Here is a 20,813-nt window from a genome sequence, read left to right as displayed (position 1 = left end):
TAATAAAGACTGCTAAAAGCAGTAAGTGAATAGAATAATAGTAAGAATTTAATCGGGAGCGAAAAGATCGTTTGATACAGAAATTTTCTTGGCTACATAATGACTTTTATGCACTCTGACAAGGATAACCTGAGAGTATAATTCGAGTTCGCCGTATTCTGGTTCGACTTGAACGTAGTGGAGCTGGCCGAATTCATCACGCACTCGCGCTTGGGCAGAAAACCCAGGTCTAGCATTACCACTGGAAACCGTCGCTAATCGTCCTAAAAGATTATAATTTGTATGAGTAAGCTTTGGTTTAATTACTTGGTCAAGGCAGTGAATCATGAATACAGTAAAAAAGATTGCGATGACAAGGGCTGGGACGATTAAATAAAATGGTGAAATAAAATAATGCTGGATTGCAAAGAAAGAAAGCTGTAAAAAATAACCTGCAAAACTGAAGTTGATTAGTAAAAAAACGAAAATTAAGGCTTTAGAAAATTTAACGTTAAGTAGTGGTGAGTTAGAAAGCCAAACAGGCGCAATTTTTTTGAGTAATTGACTTGGACGAAGTCCAATATACATACCAATGGTTTCTACCACGCTGAGTAATATCAAAGCCACTACACTTAAGTGAAATGGCATAAGATAATAATTGAAAAAGAAATCAGCCATGGCAGAAACTCTAATGTTGATCGCTTCAGTCTACGATATAGATACCGCCATCTGAATGTACTTTAATCTCAACTTTATTTAAAAAATCACCTAAACATGGTCCTGAGATACATTCGCCTGTTTCCACAGTGAATAAAGCACCATGGGTAGAACATTGAATATATTCTTGGTCTTGATCCAGAAATTGATTTTCTAAATATTCAAGCTCTGTTTGCAAGTGAGGGCATAGGTTTTGATAAGCATAGAATGCGCCATCACGTTGCGTAATGAAAATAGTAGTTCCTTGTAAAGTGTCAAAAGCTCTAGCTTCACGCTCAGGAACTTCTTCCGTCATACAGATCCTTTCCATTTCAAGCACATTCCTTCTGAAAATTTTCAAGAAGTTTAGCATAATCATTAATTGCTAAACGTGGGCCAAACTGAGAAACAACCTCACTAGAAATCAAGACAGCCAACTGTGCAGCAGCATTCAAATCTTGATGATGGTTTAGGGCGTATAGGAATGCGCCTGCAAATGCATCACCCGCACCATTGGTATCAACGGCTTCTACATGACGGCCTGCCACATGGAAATGTTGAGTAGAGTTAGAAACTAAAGCACCTTTAGCACTTTGTGTAATGACTACTGTATGATTTTTAAAACGTAATTGAGCAAGAGCATCTTCAACAGTTGTTGTATTTGTATACATTAAGGCTTCTTGTTCATTACAAAATAGTAAATCTACGCCATCATCCATGAGCTCTTCTAAGCCTTCGCGAGCGTATTGCACCATGGCAGGATCTGAAAGAGATAAAGCAATCTTAACGCCATTTGCTTTTGCAATTTCTCTGGCTTGTTTTACAGCTTTGCGCGCTGTTTCACTTGTAGAAAGATAACCTTCAATATAAAGCCATTTTGCTGTTTTTAACGGTTCAAAGTCGATTTGATCTTGAGAAAGTTCAGCAGTGATGCCTAAATAAGTATGCATTGTACGTTCAGAGTCAGGACTAATGAGTACCATGCAGGTACCTGTCACGCCTTCACTGATTGATTTTGGAGTGGTTTGGATGCCAGCTTCATTTAAACCTTGCAGATAAATTGAACCCAAATCATCGTTACCAACGCGGCAACCATAAAAAGCACTTCCACCTAATGCACTAAAGGCTACAGTAGTATTCGCAGCAGAACCACCACTTGCTTGACCTTTATAATCTTGATGCTGTTTTAACTCCGCATAAAGAGCAGATTGAGTGTCGCCATCGGACAACTGCATGGTGCCTTTTTGCAAACCTTGTTGACTAAGAAAATCATCAGACACTTTAAATTCTTGGTCGATTAATGCATTACCAATTGCAAAAAGATCTACAGTTGCCATATGTGTTGTCACAAAATAAAAAAATCAGGTTGCTAAGTTTACACCATTGCTTGGATTTGCTGTAGTTTGTTGAATAAAATTCAGTTAAATCAAAAATTAGTGGAAAAATATTATTGTGTGAAAATTCTTTAGACTCACAAATAGCTCGTTGAGATAAAATTGATCAGCTTTTTTATTCAATGTCTATCATATACATAGAATTAAAAGCTTTTGTTCTGTTAGGATAAAACATTCATGGCTATGTGCTTGATATCAAAGCTGTGCCAATGAAAACTAATACTCAACAAAAACATAGTATTTTACTTGGCTTTTGTTCGCCAATCTCAAGCTGACTCAGGCTATAATGAGACTTATTCACTTATCCGATATGTTAGGAGATCACATGACTGTAGATGTCACTGAAACCATTTCTCAAACTGTTCACCCTGCGTTTCAGTTGCTACGTCAGCACCATGTAGAAGCATTAGATATTTTAGTGTCTGAATATAAGCATAAAGTCACAGGTGCGGTGCATTATCACTTGGCAACTGATTATGATGAAAATGTATTTCTTGTTGCTTTTAGAACCCAGCCTATGGACTCTAAAGGCACGGCACACATTTTAGAACATACGGCTTTGTGTGGATCTGAAAAGTTTCCGGTACGTGATCCATTCTTTTTAATGATTCGTCGTTCTTTAAATACTTTTATGAACGCATTTACAGCAGCAGATTGGACAGCATATCCATTCGCTACTCAAAATAAAAAAGATTTTCAAAACTTACTTTCTGTTTATCTTGATGCGGCATTTGCTGCCAATTTGAATCCACTTGATTTTGCTCAAGAAGGTATTCGTATTGAACTTGAAAATGGTCAACCTGTATATAAAGGTGTTGTTTTTAATGAAATGAAAGGTGCAATGAGTGCGCCGTCTGATCAACTTTATCATCAGTTGGCTCATCATTTATTTCCTGAAACGACCTATCATTACAACTCAGGTGGTGATCCGAAAGATATTCCTGATTTAACGTATGAGCAGTTAGTCGATTTTTATAAAGTACATTACCACCCAAGCAATGCTGTATTCATGACCTTTGGTAATCAGACAGCATATGAACTACAAGAGCAGTTTGAAAAACTAGCCCTACACAAGTTTTCTGCGGGAACAACTTTATACTCTAAGCATGAAAAACGTTTAGCTGCACCAATTGAAGTAACAGAGAACTACGGTGTTGATAGTGATGATTTAAAAGATAAAACTTATCATGTTCTATCTTGGTTATTACCGGAAGCAAATGACATTAAATTGCGTTTAGGAATGCGTTTAGTCGAAGGGATTTTATTAGAAAATTCGGCTTCGCCACTGCGTCATTACTTAGAAACTTGTGGTTATGCTCAATCTACAGGTCCATTAATGGGCGTAGACGATAGTAATTTTGAAATGACTTTCTACTGTGGTGTTCAAGGTTCAAATCCTGAACATGCGCAAAGCTTTAGAGATGGTGTTTTAAATATTCTGCGTGATGTTGCTGCAAAACCAATTGATAGTAATTTAGTCGATGCAATTTTGCATCAAATCGAGTTACATCAACGTGAAATTAATGGTGATGGTACACCGTATGGTTTAAGTCTAATTTTAAATGGCTTAAGTGGTGCGATTCACCATAATGATCCAATCCAAATTTGGGATGTTGACAGCGCAATTGCACAAGTTAAAGAAGAGTTGAAAGACCCAATGTGGTTATCAAATCTGATTCAAACACATTTGCTCGACAACCCTCATCGCGTACAGATGACTTTAGTTCCAGACCCGACCAAGTCTGTAAAAGAGCAGGAAGCGGAAAAAGCTCGTTTAGCGGCTATTGGTGAAAAGCTAACAGATGCTGATAAGGCTGAAATCATTGCTAAGACTAAGGCTTTAGAGGAACGTCAGGACACTCCTGATAATCTTGAGTTATTGCCAAAAGTAGGTTTGGAAGATGTACCTGCTGACTTGCATATTGTGCAAGGTCAGTTACGCGAAATTATTTGTAATCGTATGGATACGCCGTTGAACTTGTACCATGCGGGTACTAACGGCATTTACTATCAACAAGTACTCATTCAGATTCCTGAAGATATTGTGAAGTCACCTTACTTCAATTTGCTTTCTATTTTGATGGGTGATGTGGGTGCAGGCGAATATGGCTATCTTGAACTACAAAACTTGCAAACCGCTGTAAGTGGTGGTTTAGGAATGGGCGCTTCTTTACGTAGTAAAGTTGATGATAAAGATAAAATTAGTGCTTGGCTGACTTTAACGACTAAATCTTTGACTCAGAAATTTGATGCAATTCATTTATTAAAATTAGCATTTGAACAGCTTCGATTTGATGAGAAAGAACGAATTATCGAGTTACTGCAACAACGTAAAACACGTTGGCAATCTCGTTTATCTGGTTCAGGTCACAGCTATGCGATGCAGATTGCTTCTCGTAACATGAGTGCCCTGGCTCAACGTGACTATCAAAACACGGGTTTAGGTGCATTGAATTGGTTGGGTGAGCTTGTTACTAAAATTACCCAAGATGATGCCGCTTACGATGAGCTGATTGCAGAATTAAAACGTATTCATAGTAAGTTGTTGCAAGCACCTAAACAGTTCTTACTAGTGTGTGAAGAACATCAATCTGAACGTTTGGTTGAAGAAATCCAGAATGTTTGGGATAAGTTGAATGTTGATACAGCTACAACTGAGTTAACTCAAGTAGAACAAGCTAATGATAATAATCATGAAGCATGGTTAATTCAGGCAAACGTTCAATTCTGTGCGTCTGCATATCAAGCCGTAGAAGTATCACATCCAGATGCGGCTCCATTAATGGTATTGGCAGCTTATTTACGTAACGGATTCTTGCACAGTGCTATCCGTGAAAAAGGTGGTGCTTATGGCGGCGGTGCTAGTTATGATGGAAATGCTTGTTCATTCCGTTTCTTTAGCTACCGTGACCCACGTTTAGCAGAGACGTTTAAAGACTTTGAAGCAAGCGTGCAATGGTTATTAAATACAGAGCAACAACCTCATCAGCTTGAAGAAGCAATTCTTGGTTTAGTGGCAAGTATGGATAAACCAGGCTCTCCAGCAGGTGAAGCGATTACAGCATGTTATGCATTGTTGCATGCGAGAACACCAGCTTTCCGCCGTACTTTGCGTGAAAGATTGTTGCATGTAACATTGGATGATTTAAAACGTGTTGCTCGTCAATATTTAGTAGAGCAAACTCCTGTAAAAGCTGTAGTTGCGCCATTTGCTAAACGTGATGAATTGCAGCAATTAGGTTTTACCATTCAACAAGTTAATTAAAATAAAAATTGGAGATTGAACATGGCGTTCAAACAATTTGAACGCACATCTTTACAGCTAAGCATGGGAATCGTGCTTAGCTGTTTATGTGCGTCTGTAACATATGCTGATACCTTAGCTCCAGCAAACCCTGCCACAGTTGATGCATGTGTTGCTCTTGCTTCGAATGCCGATCGTCTGGCTTGTTACGACTCTGTATTTAAACCAGCAGCTCTACCTGTTGTGCAAGCCGCTGTAGTACCTGAGCCTGTTAAAAAAATCGATCAGCCTGTTGTTCAACCAGAAACATTTAAAGAGAAGGTGGTAGATACAGTTAGTAATATTAAAGTGATTGGTAAAGCGCCTACACTTGAACCTACTACTTCTTTGCTAGATCAACGTTGGGAGTTATCTGAAAAAAGTAAACTCGGTGTTTGGAATATTCGTGCTTATCAGCCAGTCTATTTACTACCTGTATTTTGGACCAGTGACAAGAATGAATTCCCGAGTAGTCCAAATCCAAATAACACTGTAACGGATGCTCAGAATCTGAAATCAACAGAAAGTAAGTTTCAGATTTCTTTGAAAACCAAAGCTTGGGAAAATATTTTTGGAAATAATGGTGATTTGTGGGTAGGGTATACACAATCTTCACGTTGGCAGACGTTCAATGCTGAAGAATCTCGCCCATTCCGTGAAACGAACTATGAGCCAGAAGCAAGTTTAATGTTTAGAACGAACTACGAGTTGCTTGGTTTGGATGGACGTTTGCTTGGAGTTACCTTAAACCATCAGTCAAATGGTCGTTCAGATCCATTATCTCGTAGCTGGAACCGTGTAATTTTTAATGTTGGATTGGAGCGTGGTAATTTTGCTTTAATGCTTCGTCCATGGATTCGTCTTGAAGAAGATAGTAAAGATGATAATAATCCGGATATGGAAGATTACATTGGTCGTGGTGATTTAACAGCGTTTTATAAGTGGAAGCAGAATGACTTCTCTTTAATGCTGCGTCATTCATTGAAAGGTGGTGATGACTCTCATGGTGCTGTGCAATTTGACTGGGCTTTTCCAATCAGTGGCAAGTTACGCGGACATTTCCAGTTGTTTAACGGTTATGGTGAAAGCCTAATTGATTATAACCATCGAGCAACTTATGCTGGTTTGGGTGTATCGCTCTTGAATTGGTACTAAGAAGCTATAAGAAAAGCCGCTTTTAAAGCGGCTTTTTTATTATCCAATTTGAATATTGGCTTGAGGATGTTTGAGTCGACTCTTTTTCGGAGTAGCGATTAAATAGGCGAGTGTTAAAGGTCCAAGCCTTCCAGCAAACATGAGTAGGCTTAAAATGAATAAACTACCGTTATGTAAATCTGGTGTGATTCCACGAGAGAGACCCACTGTACATGCCGCTGAAACAACCTCAAAAAGCAAGTTCATAAAATCTGCTTTAGGTTCTAAGAGCAAAAGAGTAAAGAAGCCTATAAAAATCAGTATGCTCGTAATAGCAGTCACTGCTAATGCTTTATAGGTCGTTTCGTGAGATACAGAGTGGTTAAATATTCTAATTTCATCTGTACGGCGTAAAAATGAAATTACACTAAGTACTAAGATGACAAAGGTGCCAACTTTGATTCCACCAGCTGTACTCAGTGAACCACCACCAATAAACATTAGTAACATCATTAGTAATGAGCTACTGTTGGTCATTGCACCTGTATCAATGGTATTGAAGCCTGAAGATCGTGGAACGGTTGCCTGAAACCAAGCGTTTAATGCTTGTTCACCTGAGTTTAACATCCCTAAAGTCGCGGGATTTTGAGCTTCTAAAGCCCATATTAAAATAAAGGCAACGAGGTTAATAATTGCAATGGTGGTAAGAATAAGTTTGCTATTTGGCGTTAGTTTTTTCCATTTTTTGTTTTGTTTAATATCCATGAGCACTAAAAAACCAAGACCACCTAAGGTGTAAAGGATGCTAATGGTTATACAAATAATATAGTTACTTTGGAAATTCATTAAACTATTGGAAAATAATGAAAAACCAGCATTGTTGAATGAGGAAATACTGTAAAAAGCCGCATAATATAAACCACGAGCAAAGCCATAGGTTGGTGTAAAAGCGGTAGTAAGAATAACTGTACCAATCAGCTCAAAAATAAGAGTATAGGTGACAACGCCTTTAGCAACAAAGGTAACTTTTGATAGGCTTGTTTGCCCGAGACTATCTTGAGCCATCATTTGCTGTTTAAGACCAACTTTTGGTGACAAACTTAATGCGGCCAATATCGCAAAAGTCATAAAACCTAAACCGCCAGACTGGATCAGTAATAAAATAATAGTTTGCCCAAAGAGAGTAAAAGACTCATGAATATTTAAAACAGATAGACCAGTAATGGTAACTGCTGAGGTGGCTGTAAAAAGCGCATCCATCCAACTGACATTGCCTGTATTCGCAAATGGCAATTTAAGCAATAAAGTGCCAAAAGTAATAAAGCCTAAAAACCCTAGCGCTAAAAGTGAAGGAGGGCTTAAATTTAACGTTTTATGAGGCTTGGGATATATAGACATATTCTAGAGTTCGTTTTCTTATAAGAAGCAATTAGAAAGTTTCTTTAACTGTGATAAATGACCTTCTAAAATAAGAATATCATGTGTTTGCAAAGTGAAATTTTCTTCAGTCTCAAACAAAATTTGCTGCTGTCTTTTCACGAGCAATGTTTTGACTTGAGGTGCCTGCTGCATAATGCCATATAAATTGATGCCGTTAAGCTTATCTGGGATTTCAATCTTGATAATGTAATGGTCATCTTCTAAAGACATATAGCGGCTTACCATAGGGTAGTTCAGAGCTTGAGCAACTCTTACGCCCATATCTTCTTCAGGATGAATAATCTTATTGATATTAAGGTGTGACAAAATGGTGTGATGAGCTTTGGTTTTTGCTTTTACCCAAATTTTATCAATTCCTAAATTTTTTAAGTTCAACACACACAAAATACTGGCTTCAATATCTTCACCAATTGCGACTACAACAGCATCACAATTTTGGATATTCAATTCGTCAAGCACATGTTCATCGGTAGCGTCAGCAATGACGGCATGAGTTAAAACGTCGGCAAGATTTTCGACATTCTTTTTTACCGTATCGATGCCAATAACATCATGATTCAATTTTGTGAGTTCTTGAGCAACTGTGGCTCCAAAACTACCTAAGCCAATGACTGCAAACTGTGCCATGTTGGTCCTTTTTTCCGAGTTAGATCATTATTTTTAAGGATATTTTCTTTAAGATAAAGAGATGCAATGTAAAGATGATAGAAATATAAAAAGATTGTATAAAAAAGCCGACAACTTTGTCGGCTTCTTCATCAAAATTAAAGATTATTTTAAGAAGCGTTTATAGCCGACGTTATCAGTAATTTCTGCATACGGATAATTAATCTGCTCGAGAGTCTCAATCAATCCATCAGGGTTTTGTTTAGCATCTGTTGCTTGTAAGCCAACTAATACACGACCTTCAGCAGCGCCGTGATTACGGTAATGGAAGAGGGTAATGTTGTGGGTTGGACCTAAACGAGTTAAGAAGGTTAAGAGCGCACCAGGTCGTTCAGGGAACTCAACACGGAACAATCTTTCATCATCTAGATTTGCATGACCACCAATTAAATAACGAATATGTAATTTGGCAACTTCATCGTCAGAAAGGTCATCTACAATATAATCTTGCTGTTTTAATTGTTCCAAAATTTCATGGCGCTCTGCATCTCCACCTTTTAAACTAATACCGACGAATACTTGTGCTTCCTCTGTATTGTTTGCTCGGTAGTTAAACTCAGTAATATTGCGGCCTTGTAAAGCACGGCAGAAGCCTAAGAATGCGCCTTTTTCTTCAGATAAGGTAACTGCATAAATCGCTTCGCGTTGCTCACCTAACTCGGTACGCTCAGCAATATAACGGAGGCGGTCAAAATTCATATTGGCGCCGCACACAATCGACACCATATTTTTATTACTGATTTTATGTTCGTGAATATATTTTTTGATACCCGCTAAAGCCATTGCGCCAGAAGGTTCAACAATGCTGCGGTTTTCATCAAATGTGTCTTTAATTGCTGCACAAATTTCATCTGTATTCACAGTCACAATATCAGGATCAACAATCGGGCCTGAGTTATCAGATTTGCGCAAACGAATAATATCAAAAGGTAAAGCACCAATTTGGGCAACAGCCGTACCATCTGCAAATAAGCCCACGTGTGGCAAAATTACACGTTCATTTGCTTCTAAAGCTGCCTTTAAACAAGCAGACTCTTCATATTCAACGCCAATAACTTTTACATGCGGTGCAACTTCTCCAAGGTAAGCTGCTACGCCTGAAATAAGGCCACCACCACCTACGGCAACAAACACGTACTCTACATCACGCCATTGACGTAAAATTTCATTGGCAATTGTGCCTTGACCTGCAATGACAAGTTCATCGTCATAAGGTGGAATAAATACAAGACCTTCAACTTCAGCACGTTGTTGAGCATATTTATTTGCGATATCAAAGCTATCGCCATGTAATACGACTTGACCACCTAAGCGTTTAACAGCCTGAACTTTAATGTCAGGTGTTGTGCTTGGCATAACAATAATAGCGGGAATTCCTAGTCTTTGTCCTGACAAAGCTACGCCTTGAGCATGGTTACCAGCAGAGGCGCAAATTACTCCGCGTTCAAGTTGTTCTTTTGGTAATTGACTAATACGGTTATAGGCACCGCGTAATTTAAAAGAAAAAACGGGTTGTAAATCTTCACGCTTAAAACGAATTGTATTGTTTAATTTTTGACTAATTCGTGGAGCTGCTTCGAGAGGTGTTTCAATTGCAACATCATAAACCGTTGCTTGTAAAATTTGTCGTACCACACGAGACAGCATGTTCATCTTCCCTATAACAGTTTAAAATAGGAAATTATTGTAGCAAACCCTTGTGCATTTGCGCCGTTTATTGGCGCATAAATGTCAAAAAATAGTTGAGTGATGTAATGAGCCTATATGCAACCCAAGATGAAAAGAAACAAGCTGCTGCGAAAGCTGCTTTAAAACACTTACCCAAAGGTGGCATTTTGGGTATTGGGACTGGAAGTACCGTAAACTTTCTAATTGATTTATTACCTGAATTACAATTAGAAGCGGCTGTGGCAAGTTCTCAAGCAACTGCTGATCGCCTTAAAAAACTTGGTATTGAAGTGGTTGATATGAACCATGTAGGTAGCCTAGATGCCTATGTTGATGGTGCAGATGAGATTGATCGCCATATGCATATGATTAAAGGTGGTGGTGCTGCATTAACACGTGAGAAAATCGTTGCATCAATCGCTAAGAAATTTGTATGTATTGTTGATGATTCAAAATGGGTTGATCAACTTGGACGTGATTTCCCATTACCAGTAGAAGTTATTCCAATGGCACGTTCAGCTGTAGCTCGTAAATTGGTAAGTTTGGGTGGTGATCCGGTTTATCGTGAAGGTGTAGTTACAGATAACGGTAATGTTATTTTGGATGTTTTCAATCTTAATATTTTAAATGCTATTGAGCTGGAAAAAACAATTAACAATATTCCTGGTGTGGTAACTAACGGTATCTTCGCCTTAAATCCGGCAACGATTGCAATTGTTGCAACGAATAATGGTATTGAAGAGCGTACAGCACAGTAATGTCTGCAAAAATGCCAGAGATTAAAATCGTTCGACACGTAAGAGCACGAAAATTGCGCTTACGTGTTGAGCCTGCTTCAATCCGTCTTACGGTTCCTTTATTTTGTAGTAAAAAACAAATTCAGCATTTTTTAGCACAATCTGAACAATGGTTAACCGAGACATGGAATAAGCAACAAAACGTCCAATCGGCATCCATTGAAATTCCTTCGGAAATTTATTTCTTTAATAAAGAACAGCCATTTCAAGTGATTGTTCAAAAGCAGCATCGTGTTTTTCAATTCGACTGGGAAAACAATTCTTTATTTATTAAAAACACACAGCCATATTTGGCATTGCAAAACGCAGTTATTGCCTATGCGAAACAAGAATTACCAGAGCTTTTAAAAGAATTAAGTGAGCACACTCATTTGGCTTATAGGGAGTGTACAATTCGCCGCCCGAAAACTCGGTGGGGAAGTTGTAGTAGTCAGCATAATATTATGCTACATGCAGGACTGGTACTTATGTCACACGAAATTGCTCGCTATGTGGCTATTCATGAGTTAGCGCATACTAAACATTTTGACCATAGTCCTGCATTTTGGGCAGAAGTTGAAAAATACGATCCATATTTTCAAAAACACCGCAGACAACTTAAATCAAATCCATTGCCTGCATGGTGGTATGTTTCAGCTTAACTAAAGGTACATTCTAGTTGAGGTGTTTGTAAGCTATCGGGTGCTTTCCGGCTATCTAAACCTGCTTTAGCACTAATAATTTTATTTGCTTTAATAGATAATTGGATAAAGTTGTATTGTTGCGTCGTGTTATTTGGTTCGGCTGAACTTGAATTGAGTAAATAACTTGAACTAGCAGCATCTGTTTGCAATAAATTATCGGTACTATCAGCACTTAAAGCAGCACGATAAATTTGTGAACCTTTACTTAAGTCGATTTGACCGTTCGCGCGAAAATTAAGCTGACATCCAGTTGAGGTGTCTTCATAGTGGCCCACTAAATAGTCTGTAGCTGGTAGGTTTGGATCTGATAGGTTGATGCTAGTTAAGCCTTGTTTGCATGGATAGCTTGATCCATTACACGTCGCTGTGGTGGTAAACCCAACAGCTCTACGGTAATCTCCAGCACCGTCAATGCGAATGAATGTTGTTGAATTTACAGTAGGAACAATTCCTGTATATTGTTTTTTTTGTAGAAGTTCATAACCCGTCTGATCTAAAGACTGTTGTGAATTAGCCTGAGCCAATTGCAAAGTAGATGCTTTTAGGTTGGTTCCAAAGTAATCGCGCGTTACTTTTTGATTAGCTGCAATATCTAACAGCGTATTTTTTAGTGGATCAATATTATCTGGAGCAGGTGTGAAAATAGGAGTGAAGGATGTTTGATCCCCATGAAGTTTTTTCCCATCCAAAAAGCCATCTTTTAAATCAGTTGCTAAACTTTTAACAAGTTCTTGGTAGGTGTTTGCTCCGCCATGAATCGTTGACCAATATTGTAAGTAACCAAAGCTAAGATAACTATCTACATATGTACTAGGTTTAGTAGTTGAGTATCGCAACAAAGTTAAATTCAGAAGGGAATTAGCTGGACTTAAACTTGGAATGTCACCATCCTTAAACGCATTCATTAACGATTTGTAGACATCTTGAGAAGCTAAATCCACATGTAATTGCTCAATACGGGTTGGGTCAACCGTTTCTTGAGGGAGTTGTCCCGAACGTATGACAGCTCGTTGATAAACTGCTTCACTGCTTGGGCTAATGAATTGGATTCTGCCACTTACACTGTTTGGTGTAATAAATGCATGATAAATACCTGACAAATTTTGGTATTGTGGAGTAATGGGGTCAAACACTTGAGATGAGCTTTGAGTTGTAATTTCTACGCGATATAAACGATTCAATTTTGCAGTAGGAATTTTGACATTAAAGCTATTTAAACTCGCAATTGAAGTATCCACTAAAATAGCATTGTTGGTATTGTCATATACTTTAAGCTGGATATTACGCATTTCTACAGGGGTTTTTAAAGTAACATCAGTTGTTGCTTCAGGTGTAGGGTCAACTGGCGTTGGTGTAGTGGGTGAACTGCCTCCACTACTACCTCCACCTCCGCAACCAGTAAGGGCTACACTTAAAATAAATGTGCTCAAGCCAAGGTACGTGCGTAATTTTGTTTCTTTTGATTGATGAAGCATCCTAGCTCTCCAAAAATTAATCTGGTATTTATTTGCTGATATTTATGTGGTTATGACAGTCCAGTAAGTGCTATCTGATTGTCGCTAAAATTAAAAAAATTAAAATTACTAAGCATGAAATGGTTTTGTAAGCTTGGACATCCTGTCATACTACTGCTCAAGTATAGATTCAAAAATTGAGGTAATGCACGTGATTTCTGTCGGAATTGTTGGTGGAACGGGTTATACAGGCGTTGAACTATTACGTATTTTATTACGACATCCTAAAGCGCAGGTTCGAGTTCTTACTTCACGTACAGAAGCGGGCAAACCAGTTGCAGATATGTTCCCTAATTTACGTGGACATACTGATCTTCAATTTTCAGATTTAAACATTGATGCATTAAAAGAGTGTGATGTTGTATTTTTTGCAACGCCACATGGTGTTGCCATGCAACATGCCAAAGATTTAATTGCAGCTGGAACTAAAGTTATTGATTTAGCAGCAGACTTTCGCTTACAAGATCTTGAACAATTTGAAAAATGGTATGGTATGGAGCATGCTTGCCCAGATGTACTAAAAGATTCTGTATATGGTCTAACTGAGTTAAACCGCGAAAAAATTAAACAAGCTCAAGTTATTGGTAACCCTGGTTGCTATCCGACGACTGTTCAATTAGGTTTAGCGCCACTATTAAAATCAGCACAAGCACTCATTGAAACCAAAAATATTATTATTGATGCGAAGTCTGGTGTTTCGGGTGCTGGCCGTAAAGCAAGCTTGGGCATGATTTATAGTGAAAACGCTGATAACTTTAAAGCATATGGTGTTGCAGGTCATCGTCACCATCCAGAAATTGTAGAAGCCTTAGAAAATATTGCAGGACAAAAGGGCGGGTTTGATGGACTCTTATTTGTTCCTCATCTAGTACCTATGATTCGCGGTATGCTGAGTACAATTTATGTAGATTTGACAGAAGCTGGTAAGCAGACAGACTTACAAGCTTTGTATGAAAACTTCTATGCTAATGAAAAATTCGTAGATGTTATGCCTGCAAATAGTTCACCTGAAACACGTAGTGTACGCGGTGCGAATGAACTTCGTATTGCATTATATAAACCACAACCAAATAAACTGATTATTTTGGCGGCTCAAGATAACCTTGTAAAAGGTGCATCTGGTCAGGCTGTACAAAATATGAACCTTATGTTTGGCTTTAATGAAGATGAAGGCTTACAAGGGATTGGTTTATTACCATAAAAAACTCTTTTTTGCTTCACACACATTTAAATTTCGATTTAAATGTGTGTCTTGACTCTGATCTTGAACACTGAGATGACGATGCAAAACTCTGGACAGACGACTTCAGCAGAAAGTTCGTTGCAAAAGAAAAAATTTTTAAACACCAATAAGCCTTTGTTTATTGGTGCTGCTATTTTAATGAGTGGTTGTTTTGCGCTCGGCTATACAATTGGGCACCGTCAAGGTTTAACTGTTGTTGGTTACGATGCAGATGCGGAGCAATTGGTTGAAGTGGTGCAAAAGCAAAAAACAGCCTTAGATGCAGTTAACAAAAGCCTTAATGCAGCGGTGCAAGAGCGTGATGTGGCTGTGACGAATGCAAATGATCTATTTGAAGCGCTTAATCAAGCGAACGCCGATAAGACTCAGCAAGAAGGTATGAGTAATATCTACCGTGAGATTTTGAGACAGCGCGGTGGTTTGAGCTTAACAATCCAAAATCTGGCAATTAAGCCTTTACCTGAAAATGCTTATGAATATCAACTAGATTTAGTTCAAGTAAGTCCAAGTAAGCGCCGTGCTTTAGGATCGGTTGAAATCAGATTGATCAAAGATACTGAGGTTTTAGTCGTACCACTTGAAGCGAAGAACTTTAACTTTACTGACTTTGAGCGCTTAACAGGTCGTTGGACAATGCCTAAAGGTTTCACGCCTCAATTTATTGAAGTGCGTTTAACTGGTGGCTCTGATACACCGATTATTAAACGTTTTAGTTGGCAGCGTGGTAAACCTGTCGAAACATCTTCTGCTTTCGTGGCAGAAATTCCTCAAGCTGAAGCAAATTCACAATAGTAACATCCTATGCGAACAAATAAGCGTCAAACAAACTTAAAAGATATCAAGGCTTCTTTTCAGCAGTCTGGCTATGTCGATTGGCACTTCCACCCACGCTTAAGTGATTCGCAAAACGAAGATCATGATGGAGAGGTTGTTGTACAAACAGCCCCTCCTGAACTCAAGCGTCCCCCATTATATGCAGTCGTATTAATGAATGACGATTACACTCCAATGGACTTTGTAATTGAAATTTTACAACAATACTTTGCAATGAATCTTGACCAAGCAACTCAAGTAATGCTAACAGTACACTATGAAGGTAAAGGTATTGCCGGAGTCTATCCAAGAGACATCGCGGAAACTAAGGCAAACCTTGTTAATAATTACGCTCGATCGCAAGGTCATCCATTACTTTGCCAGATTGAGCCTAAAGCATAAGGGGGTTACATGCTCAGTCGTCAATTAGAAGTATCATTACGTTTGGCTGTTAGCATGGCTCGTCAAAAGAGACATGAGTTTCTTACAGTTGAACATTTATTATTAGCACTACTCGACAACGATTCAGCCGTGAATGCATTAAAAGCATGTGGGGCTGATATAGTTTCTTTGCGTAAAGAATTAGAAGAATATGTAGAACAGCATACTCCTAAGCTTGGCGAAAATAGCGAGCAAGCGCCTCATCCAACAGAAAGTTTCGACCGCATTTTGCAACGTGCTATTTTTCACGTGCAATCAAGTGGCGGCGATCGTACTGTTGAAGGTGCAGATGTTTTGGTCGCAATGTATTCAGAGCGTGATTCTTTTGCTGTGTATTTACTTAAACGTCATCAAATCAATCGTTTGACATTGACTCAATACTTGTCTCATGGGACACGTAAAGACGAAGTACAAGTTGAAGAAGAAGTTGAAGATATTGAAGGTGAAACTAGCGCAAGCAATGCAGGGCCACTTGAGCTTTATACGCTGAATCTAAATGTTGAAGCGCAAAAAGGCAAAACTGACCCATTGATTGGTCGTGAAAAAGAAATTGAGCGTACAGCTCAAATTCTGTGTCGCCGTCGCAAAAACAATCCATTGCTTGTGGGTGATCCAGGTGTGGGTAAAACCTCGATTGCTGAAGGTTTGGCATGGTTAATTGTGAATGGTAAAGCACCTAAACCTTTAAGTCAGGCTGAAATTTATAGTCTGGACATTGGTGCATTAGTTGCTGGAACTAAATATCGTGGTGACTTTGAAAAACGTTTAAAACAGTTGCTTAATGCATTGAAGAAAAATCCAAATGCGATTTTATTCATTGATGAGATTCATATGATCATTGGTGCAGGCTCAAGTATGGGCAGCACAATGGATGCTTCAAATCTTATTAAGCCAGCTTTAGCTAATGGTACTTTACGTTGTATTGGTTCAACGACTTTCCAAGAATATCGTCAGGTTTTTGAAAAAGACCATGCGTTATCACGTCGTTTCCAAAAAATTGATGTCAATGAGCCAAGTATTTCGGAAACGATTGATATTTTACGTGGATTGAAAACTAAGTTTGAAGATTTTCACCACGTACAATATGACGATAAGGCTTTGGTATCAGCTGTAGAGCTTTCTGCTAAGTTCATTAATGATCGTTTCTTGCCAGATAAGGCAATTGATGTCATTGATGAAGCAGGTGCTCAACGCCGTTTGAAAGCTGAAAGTGATGATAGCTTGATTACTGTAGAGAATATCGAAGATATCGTTTCTAAGATTGCTCGTATTCCACCAAAAACTGTGTCTAAAGATGATAAGTCAGTGCTTGAAAATCTTGAGCGTGATTTGAAACGTGTGGTGTTTGGTCAAGATGAAGCAATTACTGCATTAGGCTCAGCGATCAAGTTATCTCGTGCTGGATTGAAGTCACCAGATAAACCAGTGGGTAGTTTTGTTTTTGCTGGTCCAACAGGTGTAGGTAAAACTGAGGTTACTAAGCAACTCGCTAAATTATTGGGTGTAGAGCTTGTACGTTTCGATATGTCTGAATATATGGAACGTCATGCAGTTTCACGCTTAATTGGTGCACCTCCAGGGTATGTGGGTTATGACCAAGGTGGTTTGCTTACTGATGCGATTCACAAAAATCCACATTGTGTCTTGTTGCTTGATGAAATTGAAAAAGCACATCCAGATGTGTTTAATCTATTGCTACAAATCATGGATCATGGTGCTTTAACGGATAACAATGGACGTAAGTCAGATTTTAGAAATGTGATTATTGTTCTGACTACGAATATTGGAGCAGAAAGTATTTCTCGCGCGAGCATTGGTTTCACGGAACAAGATCATAGTTCTGATAACCAAGAAGCGATGAAACGTGCTTTCTCTCCAGAGTTCCGTAACCGTCTAGATGGTGTTATTCAATTCAAAGCATTGCCAACAACTGTGATTGAGTCTGTAGTCGACAAATTCTTGACAGAATTACAAGCGCAATTGGATGAAAAACAAGTTGTTCTTGATGTTGATCAAAGTGCACGAGATTGGTTAGCTACAAATGGTTATGACCGTTTGATGGGTGCTCGTCCAATGCAACGTCTCATTCAAGAACACTTGAAGAAACCACTCGCTGAAATGATTCTGTTTGGTGAACTTGCAGATCATGGTGGTAACGTGGCTGTATCGGTGAAAAAAGAAGATGGCAAAGCTGTCGGCTTAAAACTTGAAGTGTTTGAAGATCATCATACGGCAGAACCAGCATAACTTATGTTAATTGATAGTCTTGCTATAACCCGAATACTCAGTGTATTCGGGTTATTTATTATCACGGCAATTGCTGAAATTCTTGGTTGTTATTTTCCTTATCTGATTTTAAAAGAGGGTAAGTCGGCTTGGCTGTGGCTACCTACGGTCTTAAGTCTGGCTATCTTTGTATGGTTGTTGACTTTACATCCGGCAGCTTCTGGGCGCATTTATGCGGCCTATGGCGGTATCTATATTTTTACTGCGCTTATGTGGCTACGCTTTGTTGATCAGGTGGGATTAACAAGATGGGATATATTAGGTGGTCTAATTGTGCTTTGTGGAGCTGGTTTAATTATTTTGCAACCTCAAGGGTTGATTCGTTAATGCATCATTGAATCAAATCTTAAGCGAGAAAATAAGAAGTTTTTTTCAAAAAAAAGACTTGTCAAACTCATCAACAATGCGTATTTTAGATTTAAGGAACATTTTTTAATATTTGAGATAAAGATGTTAAATCAATCTGTGAACACTAACGCTTATTATTACTTTTGGCAATTTAGATAGTTGCCTGAGCGTATTCGGGCATGAGAAAGTTGCCCATCACAGTTAATACCTGATCGGCAACCCCGATCAGGTTTTTTTATGCTTTATCTTTTTAGAATCGAGGAACTTAAAATGAACAACATGACTTATTCGTACTTTAGCAACTTTTATTGGTTTTACTTTTGCTTACCTTTACCAACGAATAGATCCAAAACGCTCAAATAAATGATCGGACTGAGTAGATTGCAGTCCCAAGGAAAAAACCAATGAATGCCCTAAATACTTTACTGACTCAAACCAATACAAAAGAAACACCAGTTAGTTTACCTATCCAGTTAAAAGCGAAATACCCGCTTGCACACTCTTTCGCACGTCAAATTGCCGAACACCGCCAAATTATTCAAAATATTCTTAACGGCAAAGATCATCGTCTAATGGTAATTACAGGGCCTTGTTCAATTCATGATCCAGTTGCAGTACTTGAATACGCTGAAAAACTACAAAAATTACAAGAAAAAGTTAAAGATCAGATTTTTATCGTGATGCGTACATACATTGAAAAACCACGTACCACAGTTGGTTGGAAGGGGTTCATGTATGATCCGAATTTAGATGGCTCATCAAATTTACAACTTGGTTTAGAAAAATCTCGTGAACTGTACCTACAAATTATTGAAAAGGGCTTGCCAATTGCGAGTGAAATTTTAAGCCCAATGGCAACTGGCTATTTTGATGATTTATTGGCTTGGGGTGCAATTGGAGCTCGCACAAGCGAATCTCAGATTCACCGTGAAATCTCTAGTCATATGCCATACAGTATTGGTTTCAAGAATGGTACTGATGGTTCTATTCAGATTGCACTAGATGCGATTCAATCCGCGCAAAATGAACATCAATTTTTAGGAATGAATCAACAAGGCTTGCCTTCAGTGATTCAGAGTGCTGGAAATCCATTACCTCACTTGATCTTGCGTGGTGCGAATCATGGGCCAAATTACGATTTGGCTTCAATTCAGGCTATACGCGAAAAGTACAAACAGAATTTACCTGCACTGGTGATTGATTGTAGTCATGGTAATAGTGGGAAAGATCCGTTGCGTCAGCCAGAAGTTTTACAGCAAATCGTTGCTGAACGTTTAAAAACACAAGTTCGAGGTGTCATGATTGAAAGTCATTTGGTTGATGGTAACCAAAAGATTTCTTGTGATATGACCTATGGCCAGTCAGTAACTGATGGTTGTTTAGGGTGGGAAAAAACAGAGCAGCTTTTATTAAATGTCTCGAAGCAATTAAAGACAAAAGAATTAGCTCATTCCGCTTAATTATTTATGGGCTTTAAAAAGGGATCTGTAAATAGATCCCTTTGTTTTTTAAGAAGCATGCTTGAGTTCGGATAAGAATGTAGTGATTTCATGCCCAAACTTTTTAGGCTCGGTTAATAAAGGTGTATGGCCTGAACGTTCAAAATATATTGCTTTTGCATGCTCAACGCTATGTGCAATTAGTGTCTGACCAGTTTCTGGATAAAGTGTCGAATTACGACCAATAAAGAAAGTGGTAGGACATGCTAACTGCTGAATTGCTTCTCGATAATCTTCATTATGATAAAGATAGTTTTCAACATACCAAAACAAGTAATCCAAACGTTGAATAGGTAATAAGTATTTTTGTAGAAAAGGCTGTTTTAAAGCTGTTTTAAAAACTAGTGGACTAAATGGATTGCTACTTTGTAACTCAATAAAATCTACCCATAGACGGACTAGTTCTTGTCGATCTGGAAGAGATAGTTCATAAAGATATTTGGCGTTTTTATGCTTTAGCAATAATTGATAAATATCATTTAATAGTTGTTTGAACTGAGTGTGAAGAGGGCCGAATAAACCATATTCCCAAGTTGAATCTACTGATATTTTGGGTGTCTGATCAATATGTAAATAGGCTTTTAACTGCTGTGCAAGTTGAGCGTGTTTCATGCCATGCATGGCAGTTGTCGCGCCCATTGAATAACCCATCAAAATAAAGTTATCGAGTTTTAATTGATCTATCAAATGAGCAACATCTTGCCAATGACTAGAAATGGCATCTTGCTCGGGAATTGCACAATTCTTTGACCCACCGAAACCACGCCAGTCTGGAATAATAAACTCATATTCTTTACGGTTTGCATAAATAAACGGTAGCCACTGCCAACTTTGCATGCCAAGGCCAGATAAAACCAAAACAGGCTCACCACGACCAACACGGCGTACAAATAAATTTTCCCGATCGGGCATGGTGTAATACGGCATAG

General features: G+C 38.5%; 18 protein-coding genes. 10 read left to right on the top strand and 8 right to left on the bottom strand.

The annotated features are described in order from the left end of the window. Positions 1–48: 48 nt before the first annotated feature. The 3 genes from ACTJJG_RS00710 to ACTJJG_RS00700 are packed head-to-tail and all read right to left on the bottom strand — an operon-like array spanning position 49 to position 2,012. A complete protein-coding gene (locus tag ACTJJG_RS00710) occupies positions 49–657 on the bottom strand; it encodes an OB-fold-containig protein (protein WP_002121106.1) in 609 nt (202 codons plus the stop codon). A gap of 25 nt (positions 658–682) precedes the next feature. Next, entirely contained in the window at positions 683–991 is a 309-nt protein-coding gene (locus ACTJJG_RS00705; protein WP_002121079.1) for a Rieske (2Fe-2S) protein, read from the bottom strand. A 16-nt stretch (positions 992–1,007) separates the two neighbouring features. Beyond that, entirely contained in the window at positions 1,008–2,012 is a 1,005-nt protein-coding gene (locus ACTJJG_RS00700; RefSeq protein ID WP_017480985.1) for an adenosine kinase, read from the bottom strand. 382 nt (positions 2,013–2,394) lie between these two features. Here ACTJJG_RS00700 and ACTJJG_RS00695 point away from each other — a divergent pair, with 382 nt between their 5' ends. Continuing rightward, the gene (locus ACTJJG_RS00695) at positions 2,395–5,334 is read left to right on the top strand and encodes an insulinase family protein (RefSeq protein ID WP_440608907.1); all 2,940 of its coding nucleotides are present in this window, start codon (positions 2,395–2,397) and stop codon (positions 5,332–5,334) included. 21 nt (positions 5,335–5,355) lie between these two features. Beyond that, complete coding sequence (locus tag ACTJJG_RS00690; RefSeq protein WP_032062745.1) at positions 5,356–6,507, top strand: phospholipase A; 1,152 nt, start codon at positions 5,356–5,358, stop codon at positions 6,505–6,507. Positions 6,508–6,546: 39 nt separating this feature from the next. Here ACTJJG_RS00690 and ACTJJG_RS00685 read toward each other — a convergent pair whose 3' ends face one another. The 3 genes from ACTJJG_RS00685 to ilvA all read right to left on the bottom strand — a co-directional run bounded on the left by ACTJJG_RS00685 (position 6,547) and on the right by ilvA (position 10,245). Next, on the bottom strand, positions 6,547–7,884 hold the full coding sequence (locus ACTJJG_RS00685; protein WP_032055964.1) for a TrkH family potassium uptake protein: 1,338 nt from the start codon (positions 7,882–7,884) through the stop codon (positions 6,547–6,549). An 18-nt stretch (positions 7,885–7,902) separates the two neighbouring features. Further along, entirely contained in the window at positions 7,903–8,553 is a 651-nt protein-coding gene (locus ACTJJG_RS00680) for a potassium channel family protein (protein WP_005069007.1), read from the bottom strand. 144 nt (positions 8,554–8,697) lie between these two features. Beyond that, positions 8,698–10,245, bottom strand: a complete 1,548-nt coding sequence (ilvA, locus tag ACTJJG_RS00675; RefSeq protein ID WP_014206951.1) for a threonine ammonia-lyase, biosynthetic — start codon at positions 10,243–10,245, stop codon at positions 8,698–8,700. A gap of 101 nt (positions 10,246–10,346) precedes the next feature. Here ilvA and rpiA point away from each other — a divergent pair, with 101 nt between their 5' ends. Beyond that, positions 10,347–11,018 (top strand): ribose-5-phosphate isomerase RpiA, encoded by a 672-nt coding sequence (rpiA, locus tag ACTJJG_RS00670; protein WP_032055966.1) that lies wholly within the window; start codon positions 10,347–10,349, stop codon positions 11,016–11,018. After that, positions 11,018–11,698: a YgjP family zinc-dependent metalloprotease gene (locus ACTJJG_RS00665; RefSeq protein WP_032055968.1), complete on the top strand. Its 681-nt coding sequence runs from the start codon at positions 11,018–11,020 to the stop codon at positions 11,696–11,698. Before rpiA ends, ACTJJG_RS00665 begins: the two co-directional genes overlap by 1 nt. Here ACTJJG_RS00665 and ACTJJG_RS00660 read toward each other — a convergent pair. Next, positions 11,695–13,215, bottom strand: coding sequence for a hypothetical protein (locus ACTJJG_RS00660; protein WP_032055970.1), 1,521 nt, complete (start codon positions 13,213–13,215; stop codon positions 11,695–11,697). The genes ACTJJG_RS00665 and ACTJJG_RS00660 overlap by 4 nt on opposite strands. Positions 13,216–13,399: 184 nt before the next feature. Between ACTJJG_RS00660 and argC the strand changes: the two genes are divergently transcribed. The 6 genes from argC to ACTJJG_RS00630 all read left to right on the top strand — a co-directional run bounded on the left by argC (position 13,400) and on the right by ACTJJG_RS00630 (position 19,845). Then, positions 13,400–14,455, top strand: a complete 1,056-nt coding sequence (gene argC / locus ACTJJG_RS00655; protein WP_016805956.1) for an N-acetyl-gamma-glutamyl-phosphate reductase — start codon at positions 13,400–13,402, stop codon at positions 14,453–14,455. A 75-nt stretch (positions 14,456–14,530) separates the two neighbouring features. Further along, complete coding sequence (locus ACTJJG_RS00650) at positions 14,531–15,289, top strand: DUF6776 family protein (RefSeq protein ID WP_014206946.1); 759 nt, start codon at positions 14,531–14,533, stop codon at positions 15,287–15,289. A gap of 9 nt (positions 15,290–15,298) precedes the next feature. Continuing rightward, positions 15,299–15,712 carry an ATP-dependent Clp protease adapter ClpS gene (gene clpS / locus ACTJJG_RS00645; RefSeq protein WP_002121129.1) on the top strand — a complete coding sequence of 138 codons (414 nt, stop codon included), beginning with the start codon at positions 15,299–15,301 and terminating at the stop codon, positions 15,710–15,712. A 9-nt stretch (positions 15,713–15,721) separates the two neighbouring features. Continuing rightward, entirely contained in the window at positions 15,722–17,998 is a 2,277-nt protein-coding gene (gene clpA / locus ACTJJG_RS00640; RefSeq protein WP_005073979.1) for an ATP-dependent Clp protease ATP-binding subunit ClpA, read from the top strand. 3 nt (positions 17,999–18,001) lie between these two features. Further along, on the top strand, positions 18,002–18,364 hold the full coding sequence (locus tag ACTJJG_RS00635; RefSeq protein WP_005069026.1) for a YnfA family protein: 363 nt from the start codon (positions 18,002–18,004) through the stop codon (positions 18,362–18,364). 425 nt (positions 18,365–18,789) lie between these two features. Then, positions 18,790–19,845: a 3-deoxy-7-phosphoheptulonate synthase gene (locus tag ACTJJG_RS00630; protein WP_005073981.1), complete on the top strand. Its 1,056-nt coding sequence runs from the start codon at positions 18,790–18,792 to the stop codon at positions 19,843–19,845. Positions 19,846–19,893: 48 nt separating this feature from the next. Here the strand turns inward: ACTJJG_RS00630 and ACTJJG_RS00625 are convergent, their stop codons facing one another. Beyond that, positions 19,894–20,811, bottom strand: coding sequence for an alpha/beta fold hydrolase (locus ACTJJG_RS00625; protein ID WP_002120883.1), 918 nt, complete (start codon positions 20,809–20,811; stop codon positions 19,894–19,896). Positions 20,812–20,813: the final 2 nt, after the last annotated feature.

Origin of the sequence: Acinetobacter sp. 22512 (assembly GCF_052044755.1) — a bacterium.
Taxonomy (GTDB): Bacteria; Pseudomonadota; Gammaproteobacteria; order Pseudomonadales; family Moraxellaceae; genus Acinetobacter; species Acinetobacter pittii.
This window is presented reverse-complemented; position numbering and strand designations above follow the sequence as displayed.